The sequence below is a fragment of the Corallococcus sp. CA053C genome (assembly GCF_003611675.1).
In the GTDB taxonomy this organism is placed as follows: Bacteria; Myxococcota; Myxococcia; order Myxococcales; family Myxococcaceae; genus Corallococcus.
Window position 1 is genome coordinate 1 of the sequence record NZ_RAWA01000439.1, and the last position, 7,934, is coordinate 7,934.

The following is a 7,934-nucleotide window of genomic DNA, read 5'->3' on the forward strand; positions in this document are numbered from 1 at the left end:
CTCCGAGGTGTGGGCGTGGGGCTGGGGCTGGCGTGGGTGGTGTCCCGGAATTTGAGCGCGATCGCGTTCGTGGGCGGCTTCTTCGGCGTCTACTTCGCGCTGCAGTGGATCGAAGTCAGCTACGTGATGGCCGCGACGAAAGCCGCGGCGGGCGGAGACGAGTGATGCGCAAGGCAATGGTGCTGTTCGCCTGTCTGTTCGCGGGCACCGTGTGGGCCTCCGAGCAGCATGGCGGCGAGGCTGGCACGGCCGCGGCGGCTCAGCACGGCTATCCGAACGAGGACATCGACGCCGAGGGCGAGGACGTCGCCGGCTACATCCTCCACCACGTGGGCGACTCGAACGAGTACGAGTTCGAGGTCCCGCTCAGCCGCAACCACATCCCCATCCACCTGCCGAAAATCTTCATCCCCCTGCACGACGGCGCCTGCACGCCGGTGGCGGACCCGCACGGCGGCGGCCACGGCGAGGTGTACCCGGGCCTGGGCCAGGGCTGCGTGGACCTCTCCATCACCAAGCACACGGTGATGATGTGGCTGGCGGCGCTCATCCTGATTGGCTCGCTGCTCCTCTGGAGCAACCGCGACAAGACGAAGCTGGTCCCGCGCGGCACGGCGGCGAACCTCTTCGAGATGCTCGTGTTGTTCGTGCGTGACGAGCTGGCCATCAAGAACATCGGCAAGGAGGAGGGCCCGCGCTACGTGCCCTATCTGCTGACCGCGTTCTTCTTCATCCTCTTCATGAACCTGCTGGGCCTGTTCCCCTGGATGGCGTCCGCCACGGGCAACATCGCCGTCACGTGCGGCCTGGCGCTGTGCACCTTCTTCGTCACGCAGGCGGCGGGCATCCGCGCCGCGGGCGTGGGCGGCTACCTGAAGCACCTGACGGGCGGCGTGTCCCCCTGGCTGTGGCCCATCATGATTCCGGTGGAGTTCCTGGGCCTGTTCACCAAGCCCTTCGCCCTCACCATCCGACTCTTCGCCAACATGCTGGCGGGCCACATCGTCATCTTCTTCCTGCTGGGCCTCATCTTCATGCTCCGCAACCCCGCGGTGGCGCTGGTGAGCGTGCCATTCGCCTTCGGCATCTACCTGCTGGAGCTGTTCGTGGCCTTCGTGCAGGCGTACGTGTTCACCATGCTGTCGGCGCTCTTCATCGGCATGAGCGTGGCCATGGGTCACCACGACGACCACGGCCACAAGGAAACGGGCGACAGCCACGACCACGGCAAGGCGCATCACATTTGAGCCGGGGAGCATTCCGGACCTGAGTTGGCGGGGCGCCCGGAGTCACGGCGCCCCGGTTGAAGACCCGGCGGTTCGAAAGGCCGTCGGAGGTAGTCCTAAAGGGCTTTGACGACCCCCCCACAAGCGGGTCCTGCATCACCCGAAAGCACGTGTTCCCATGACCAACTTCGCTCTTGCCTTCCTCGCCGCCGGTATCGGCGCGGGTCTCTCCATCATCGGCGCCGCGCTCGGCATCGGTAAGCTGGCGGCCGCCGCCATGGACGCCACGGGCCGTCAGCCCGCCGCGGCCGGCGACATCCGCACCACGATGATCATCGCGGCGGCCCTCATCGAAGGCGCCACGCTGTTCGCGCTGGTCGTTTGCATCCTGCTCGCCATCAAGACCTGAGCCGGTTGGCTTCACCGGGAGCCGGCGTCCTCTTCTTCGAAGGGGCGCCGGCGTCCTGAACACCGCAGTGCCTGTGTCACCCGCAGTCTCCCGCACCTCTTTTTCGCCGTCTGAATCCGGGACCCGCCATGTTCCTGCCCCCTGTTCTCGCCGCCAGCAGCTTCGTGGAGGTCCGTCCGGGCCTCATCTTCTGGACCATCGTCACCTTCGTCCTCGTCATGCTGGTGCTGCGCGCGAAGGCGTGGGGGCCCATCCTGTCGCTCGTGGAGGAGCGCGAGAAGCAGATCTCCAACGCCATCGAGAGCGCGAAGCGTGAGCGCGCCGAGGCGGAGAAGCTGCTCGCGGACCAGAAGACGGCCATCGCCGAGGCCCGTCGCGAGGCGGCGGAGATGATGCGCCGCAACACCGCGGACATGGAGAAGTTCCGCGACGAGCTGATGGCGAAGAGCCGCAAGGAGGCGGAGGAACTGAAGCTGAGCGCCCGCCGCGAGATTGACGACCAGAAGGCCAAGGCCATCGCGGAGGTGCGCGCCATGGCGGTGGACCTGGCGATGGACGTGGCCTCCAAGCTGATGAACGAGCGCATGGACGACGCGAAGCACCGTCAGCTGGCCGAGCAGTTCGTGCAGGGCCTGCCGGGTGCGACGAGCGCCACGGCGACCCGTCGTTCGGCGTAAGGCCGGGAAGTCCCAAGCCTCGCCCGTCTGTTCCAGGAAACCATCATGGGTCTCTCCATCGGCATCGTCGGTCTGCCCAACGTGGGCAAGTCCACCCTGTTCAACGCCTTGTCCTCCGCGGCGAGCGCGCAGGCCGCGAACTACCCGTTCTGCACCATCGAGCCGAACGTGGGCGTGGTGGCGGTGCCGGACGAGCGCCTGGACCAGTTGACGGCGCTCATCAAGCCGCTGAAGAAGATCCCCACGTCGCTGGAGTTCGTGGACATCGCGGGCCTGGTGCGCGGCGCTTCCAAGGGTGAGGGCCTGGGCAACCAGTTCCTGGCGAACATCCGCCAGGTGAACGCGGTGCTCCACGTGCTGCGCTGCTTCGAGGACGACAACGTCACCCACGTCGAGGGCGGCGTGGATCCGGTGCGGGACCGGGACGTGGTCGACACGGAGCTGTGCCTCAAGGACCTGGAGACGGTGGAGAAGCGCCGCGAGCGGTCGCTGAAGAACACCAAGCTGGGCGGCAAGGCGGCCGAAGAGGCCAAGGCCGAGGTCGCGACGCTGGACCGGGTGAAGGCGGCCCTGGACAACGGCATCACGGTGCGCGCGCAGAAGCTGAACGAGGAGGAGCACGCGCTGCTCCAGGACCTGTTCCTGCTGACGGACAAGCCCGTGCTGTACGTGGCGAACATCAGCGAGGGGCAGATTGGCAAGGAAGACAGCGACCCGCGGGTGAAGGCGGTGCGCGAGATGGCCGCCAAGGAAGGCGCGAGCGTGGTGGTGCTGGCGGCGGCGCTGGAGTCGGAGATCCAGCAGCTGCCCGAGTCCGACCGCCCCGGCTTCCTGGAGAGCAACGGCCTGACGGAGCCCGGCCTGCACAAGGTGGTGCGTGAGGGCTACAAGCTGCTGGGCCTGTGGACGTACTTCACGGTGGGCGAGCAGGAGTGCCGCGCGTGGACCATCCACAAGGGCTTCAAGGCGCCGCAGGCGGCGGGCGTCATCCACTCGGACTTCGAGCGCGGCTTCATCAAGGCCGAGGTGATGCGCTGGGAGGACCTGGTGAAGCTGGGCAGCGAGTCGGCGGTGAAGGAGAAGGGCCTGCTGCGCGTGGAAGGCAAGGAGTACCTGGTGCAGGACGGTGACTGCATGCACTTCCGCTTCAACGTCTGACGCGCGGTTGCTGGCTGCTTCGAAGTGACAGCGGGCGCTTCCTTCCACTTCGGAAGGGGCGCCCGTTTGGCTTTCAGCGCGGGCCGCTCAGCAGGGTGAAGACCCAGAGGCCCACGGCGAGCAGGGCGAGCACGGTGGAGATGACGGCGGAGCGCTTCGCGCGGCCGGTGGGGTCCGGGTTGTTGCGGGCGTAGCGCCAGACGCCGCCCACGCGCAGCACGAGGAAGAGGGCGAGGAGCACGGGGCCCACGACCTGCCAGCCCTCGGGGCGCTTGAGGACGACGATCCAGGCGGCGATGAAGGCCACGTTGCCGAGCAGCAACACGGCGGGATAGGGCAGGGCAGGGCGGCGTTCGCTCACGGGCGGCAGTGTGCGCATCCGGCGCGGCGGGTCCAACTGAAACGTGCGCGGCGTGACGGGCAGGTGACACCGGCGCGTGCCTACCGTGCGGGGGGATCCACGTAGCGCGCGCGGGGGCGGAGCAGGTGGCCCTGTTCGCGCTGCTCCAGGATGTGCGCCACCCAGCCCGCGGTGCGGCCCAGGCCGAACAGCACGGTTGCGGCGCCCGATGGCAGGCCCAGCGCGTCCGCCAGCATCACGAGCCCCAGGTCCAGCGCCGGGGGCGGATGGCCGGCGTCGCGCATGGTGTCGATCACGGCGCGGGCGATGCGCACGCGGAGGGATTCGGGGCGCACGCTCAACGCGGCCTCCACCAGCGGTGGCGTGCGCGGGTCACCGTGCGGGTAGAGGCGATGGCCAAAGCCTGTCACGGACTCGCCCCGGCGCAGGCGGCCGTGTAGCACCTGGGCGGCGCGCTCTGGACGGCCCACCTCCGTGAGGAGGGCTTCCACGCGGTCGCAGGAGCCGCCGTGCCGGTGGCCGGAGAGGGCCGCCAGCGCCGCGCCCATGCATGCGTAGAGGTCCGCTCCAGAGGAGGCTGTGACTCTCGCGGCGAAGGTGGAGGTGTTGAGCTCGTGGTCCGCGCTGAGGATGAGTGCGCGGTTGATCAGCTCCGGGGCTCGCTTCAGCTTCGCGTCCCAGGCCGTGGCCAGGGATTCGGCCACGGTGTCTTCCTTCAACGCGCGCGACACGCGGCCCGGTGCCTGCGCCACGCAGACCCACGCGCCCAGATGGCGGATCAGGCGACGGGCCCGGGCCTTGTCCTGTTCCGGTGGCGCGGAGAAGCGGCCCTCGTCGCTCGCGGCCAGCAGCGGCACCAGCGCGGACAATGCGGACAGGGGCGGCGTTCCACGGGGCAGCAGGGCCGCGAGCGCCGCGGGAGACAACGCGGGTGATCCACGCTGCGACGAGTTGGTGCGCTCGGTGGCGGACAGTGACGACGCTCCTCGCGACGGTGGACCGGCTTGCTCGGGAGCGGCAAGCAGCACCCCCGACAAGGGCCACGGCGTGGGCACTGGCGGCAGGTGTCCGGTCCACAGCAGCTCCGCCACGTCCTCGAACAGGCGGCCTCCGGTGGCCAGCGCCACGGCGTCGTGCCCTCTGTACGCGAGTCCTTCTTCGCCCACTTGCGACACGGATGAGTCGATGACGGGCTCGCCCCAGCGCAGCGCTCCGGAGGCCACCGCCGCGTGGCCTGCCCTGGCGTCGTGGCGCGTCTTCAGACGCTCCACGTCCGCTCGCAGGTAGCGGTTCTCCTTCGTCCCCTTCTCCGGCACGCACCGCACGAGCCCTCGGCTCACGTACGTGTAGAGCGTCGCCCGCTTCACCCCCAAGAGGGTCGCTGCCTCCTCCGCGCGCAGCAGCTCCTCCTCAGGTGGATGGTCGAATCGAGATTGAGAGCGACCCCCGCTGCGACGCACCATGCTTCACGTACCTCCCTGGAGGCGGAGTCTCGACTCGACTGGACATCCTGTCGAGCTGAAGTCTCCGCGCCGGAGGTCTTCACGCGAGGAGTGACCATGTCTGTGTCAGTGGACTTCGGACGCACGTCGTCGGACTACGCGAAGTACCGGGCGGGCTTCCCCGACAGCTTCTTCACCCGGCTGGAACAGGACGGCGTGCTGCGGCCCGGCCTGCGCGCGCTGGACCTGGGCACCGGCACCGGCACCATCGCTCGGGGACTGGCTCGGCGTGGCTGCGAAGTCGTGGCCCTGGATGTGTCCGCTCCCCAGCTGGACGCGGCCCGGCAGCTCGCTCGGGACGAGGGGCTCGCGGTGGAGTTCCGCGAGGGCCGCGCGGAGGACACCGGCCTGCCTTCAGCCTCCTTCGACCGCGTGTTCGCCGGTCAGTGCTGGCATTGGTTCGACCGCGCCGCCGCTGCTCGCGAGGCGTTCCGGGTGCTGCGGCCCGGCGGGCGGTTGATCATCGCCCACTTCGACTTTCTGGCCCTGCCCGGCAACGTGGTGGAGGCCACCGAGACGTTGATGGAAGGCTTCAGCCCCCGGGACCTGCTGCCCGTGGATCGCTACGGACATGCCGTGGGCATCTACCCGGCGTGGTTCCTCGACGTGGGCCTCGCGGGCTTCCAGGCCGTGACGTCCTTCTCCTTCGACTCCCCCACGCCGTACACCCACGTGGGCTGGCGCGGACGGATGCGCGCCAACGCTCGGATTGGCGCCTCGCTCCCTCCAGACGCCGTGGCCCGCTTCGAAGCCGCGCTCACGGCGCTCCTCGCCGAGCGCTTCCCCCACGAGCCGATGTCCGTTCCCCACCGCGTGTTCGCGCTCGTCGCCGAGCGCCCCTGACTCACAGCGAGGCCCGCCATGTCCCCGTCCCATCCCCACGTCGTCCACGCCGACGACCTTCCCTGGACCAACGTTGCCCACGGCTCCCGCGTGGCACTCATGCGCAAGCAACTGGGCGCCGCCGCGCATGGACGCAAGCTCGGGTGCAGCCTGGTGGAGCTTCCTCCGGGCCGCCGCTCGTGGCCCCTGCACTACCACCTGGGCAACGAAGAGGCTGTCTATGTCCTGTCCGGCGCGGGCTCGCTGCGCCTCGGTGCCGAGACCGTTCCCGTGCGCGCAGGGGACTACGTCGCGCTGCCTCCGGGCGCGGAGTCCGCGCACCAGCTCATCAACGACGGGTCGGAGCCGCTGCGCTACCTGTGCTTCTCCACCATGGAGGCGCCGGACGTGCTCGTGTATCCGGACTCGAAGAAGGTCGGCGTCTTCGCGGGGGCTGCTCCGGGAGGCGACAAGGCCGCTCGCACGCTGCATGCGTACCTGCCGCTGGCCTCGGAGGTCGACTACTGGGACGGCGAGGCGCCCTGATTGCTAGGGTGCTCGGCCCATGGCTTCCCTGCTGGATGCGCTCGACCGCGAGCGGCTGCTCAAGGATCCCGCCGCCGCTGCCGGGCTCGTGCCCGCGGGCGAACCTCCCCATGTGTCGCTGCTGCGCCTGTGTGAAGCAGGCGTGCTCGCGGGTGGCCTCACCGTGGGGTACGGCGTCCGGCCGGATGAGCTGGTGGGCCCCCTCACCGCGGCCATGGGTGGCGCGGCCCGGCGGCTGAAGATTGTCGATGTTCGCGAGCGCCCCGTGCTGGAGCTGCACGTCGCGGCCGGTGACGTCACGGAGAAGTGGGAGGTGGAGGACGTGCCCGCGCTCGTGCACAACCTCAACGACCTGTACCGCGACGCGGCCGACGTGCGCGCGGTGGCCGTGCTGGGGGAGTGGGAGGACTCGCTCCAGCTCTTGTGTGTCGAGCGCCGCGCGCTGGGCCGGCTCCTGCGCCAGCCGTTCTTCGCGCCCGTCAACGCCCGCGCGCTCGCGGACCTGGTGGCGCCGCGCTGAAGAGGGGGCGGGCCTTGCTCGACCCCGGCCGGCCGGTGGGGCACCATGGGGCCATGCGGATCACCCTGGCCCTCATTCTTGGATTGCTCCTGGCGCAGGTCGCGCGCGCGGAGCCGGACTCCTTTGGCCTGGGCACCGGACGCGATGGGGTGCTGACCGTCGTCGCGGGCAGCACGGTGCTCATCGGAGACTCCTCTCCGCTGAAGCAGTCCGTCGCCGCGGGGGCGTTGCAGCTCACGGTGCCCGGACTCAAGGTCGGCGCCGGGGACCTGGTGATGATCCACACGAGCGTCGGTCTGTCGCCCCCGCCGGACCTGGGCAGCGGGAAGGCCGTGGCCCTGGACAATTCGGTCGTGGGGCGCTGGGAGCTGGCCCGCGTGGCGTCCGTGGATTTGACGACGGGCCTGTTGAAGCTGACCCAGCCCCTGCGGTTCTCCTACGCCGCGACGCGCGCGCAGGTCGTGCGCGTGCCCGAGTACTCCGACGTCATCATCGAGGCCGGCGGCCGGCTGTCTGTCTTTCCGTGGGACGGCAGGTCTGGCGGCATCCTCGCGATGCTGGTGTCCGGCAAGCTGATCAACGACGGCACCATCGACGCGGATGGCGCCGGGTTCCGGGGCGGCACCTTCCTCAACCATCCCGTCCTCTTTGGCTGCACCGGGTTCTCCGTGGCCGAGGCCGACGGCGGCGCGGCCCGTGGGGAGGGCGTGGTG

At 69.7% G+C, this 7,934-nt stretch carries 9 protein-coding genes and 1 pseudogene; 8 read left to right on the forward strand and 2 right to left on the reverse strand.

The window, feature by feature from the left end:
- Positions 1–164 precede the first annotated feature (164 nt).
- From atpB to ychF, 4 genes are all read left to right on the forward strand, one after another.
- A complete protein-coding gene (gene atpB, locus D7V97_RS36545; protein ID WP_120615238.1) occupies positions 165–1,247 on the forward strand; it encodes a F0F1 ATP synthase subunit A in 1,083 nt (360 codons plus the stop codon).
- 157 nt (positions 1,248–1,404) lie between these two features.
- A complete protein-coding gene (locus D7V97_RS36550; protein ID WP_120615239.1) occupies positions 1,405–1,635 on the forward strand; it encodes an ATP synthase F0 subunit C in 231 nt (76 codons plus the stop codon).
- 128 nt (positions 1,636–1,763) lie between these two features.
- Positions 1,764–2,312 carry a F0F1 ATP synthase subunit B gene (atpF, locus tag D7V97_RS36555; RefSeq protein ID WP_120615240.1) on the forward strand — a complete coding sequence of 183 codons (549 nt, stop codon included), beginning with the start codon at positions 1,764–1,766 and terminating at the stop codon, positions 2,310–2,312.
- A gap of 45 nt (positions 2,313–2,357) precedes the next feature.
- Complete coding sequence (gene ychF / locus D7V97_RS36560) at positions 2,358–3,470, forward strand: redox-regulated ATPase YchF (RefSeq protein WP_120615241.1); 1,113 nt, start codon at positions 2,358–2,360, stop codon at positions 3,468–3,470.
- A 73-nt stretch (positions 3,471–3,543) separates the two neighbouring features.
- On the opposite strand, the gene D7V97_RS36565 is transcribed toward ychF, so the two are convergent.
- Together D7V97_RS36565 and D7V97_RS36570 are read right to left on the reverse strand one after the other, a co-directional pair.
- On the reverse strand, positions 3,544–3,849 hold the full coding sequence (locus D7V97_RS36565) for a hypothetical protein (protein ID WP_120615242.1): 306 nt from the start codon (positions 3,847–3,849) through the stop codon (positions 3,544–3,546).
- Positions 3,850–3,911: 62 nt separating this feature from the next.
- Complete coding sequence (locus tag D7V97_RS36570; protein WP_120615243.1) at positions 3,912–5,294, reverse strand: citrate synthase; 1,383 nt, start codon at positions 5,292–5,294, stop codon at positions 3,912–3,914.
- Positions 5,295–5,390: 96 nt separating this feature from the next.
- Between D7V97_RS36570 and D7V97_RS36575 the strand changes: the two genes are divergently transcribed.
- The 4 genes and pseudogenes from D7V97_RS36575 to D7V97_RS36590 all read left to right on the forward strand — a co-directional run.
- Complete coding sequence (locus tag D7V97_RS36575; RefSeq protein WP_120615246.1) at positions 5,391–6,176, forward strand: class I SAM-dependent methyltransferase; 786 nt, start codon at positions 5,391–5,393, stop codon at positions 6,174–6,176.
- 18 nt (positions 6,177–6,194) lie between these two features.
- Positions 6,195–6,701, forward strand: coding sequence for a cupin domain-containing protein (locus D7V97_RS36580; protein ID WP_120615244.1), 507 nt, complete (start codon positions 6,195–6,197; stop codon positions 6,699–6,701).
- Positions 6,702–6,720: 19 nt separating this feature from the next.
- Positions 6,721–7,221 (forward strand): hypothetical protein, encoded by a 501-nt coding sequence (locus D7V97_RS36585; RefSeq protein WP_120615245.1) that lies wholly within the window; start codon positions 6,721–6,723, stop codon positions 7,219–7,221.
- A 53-nt stretch (positions 7,222–7,274) separates the two neighbouring features.
- Positions 7,275–7,934 (forward strand): annotated as a pseudogene (locus D7V97_RS36590) (hemagglutinin); the annotation flags it as partial.

Coding starts and splice junctions, on each gene's coding strand:
- atpB (WP_120615238.1), top strand. CDS start 165: ATGCGCAAGGCAATGGTGCTGTTCGCCTGTCTGTTCGCGGGCACCGTG.
- D7V97_RS36550 (WP_120615239.1), top strand. CDS start 1,405: ATGACCAACTTCGCTCTTGCCTTCCTCGCCGCCGGTATCGGCGCGGGT.
- atpF (WP_120615240.1), top strand. CDS start 1,764: ATGTTCCTGCCCCCTGTTCTCGCCGCCAGCAGCTTCGTGGAGGTCCGT.
- ychF (WP_120615241.1), top strand. CDS start 2,358: ATGGGTCTCTCCATCGGCATCGTCGGTCTGCCCAACGTGGGCAAGTCC.
- D7V97_RS36565 (WP_120615242.1), bottom strand. CDS start 3,849: ATGCGCACACTGCCGCCCGTGAGCGAACGCCGCCCTGCCCTGCCCTAT.
- D7V97_RS36570 (WP_120615243.1), bottom strand. CDS start 5,294: ATGGTGCGTCGCAGCGGGGGTCGCTCTCAATCTCGATTCGACCATCCA.
- D7V97_RS36575 (WP_120615246.1), top strand. CDS start 5,391: ATGTCTGTGTCAGTGGACTTCGGACGCACGTCGTCGGACTACGCGAAG.
- D7V97_RS36580 (WP_120615244.1), top strand. CDS start 6,195: ATGTCCCCGTCCCATCCCCACGTCGTCCACGCCGACGACCTTCCCTGG.
- D7V97_RS36585 (WP_120615245.1), top strand. CDS start 6,721: ATGGCTTCCCTGCTGGATGCGCTCGACCGCGAGCGGCTGCTCAAGGAT.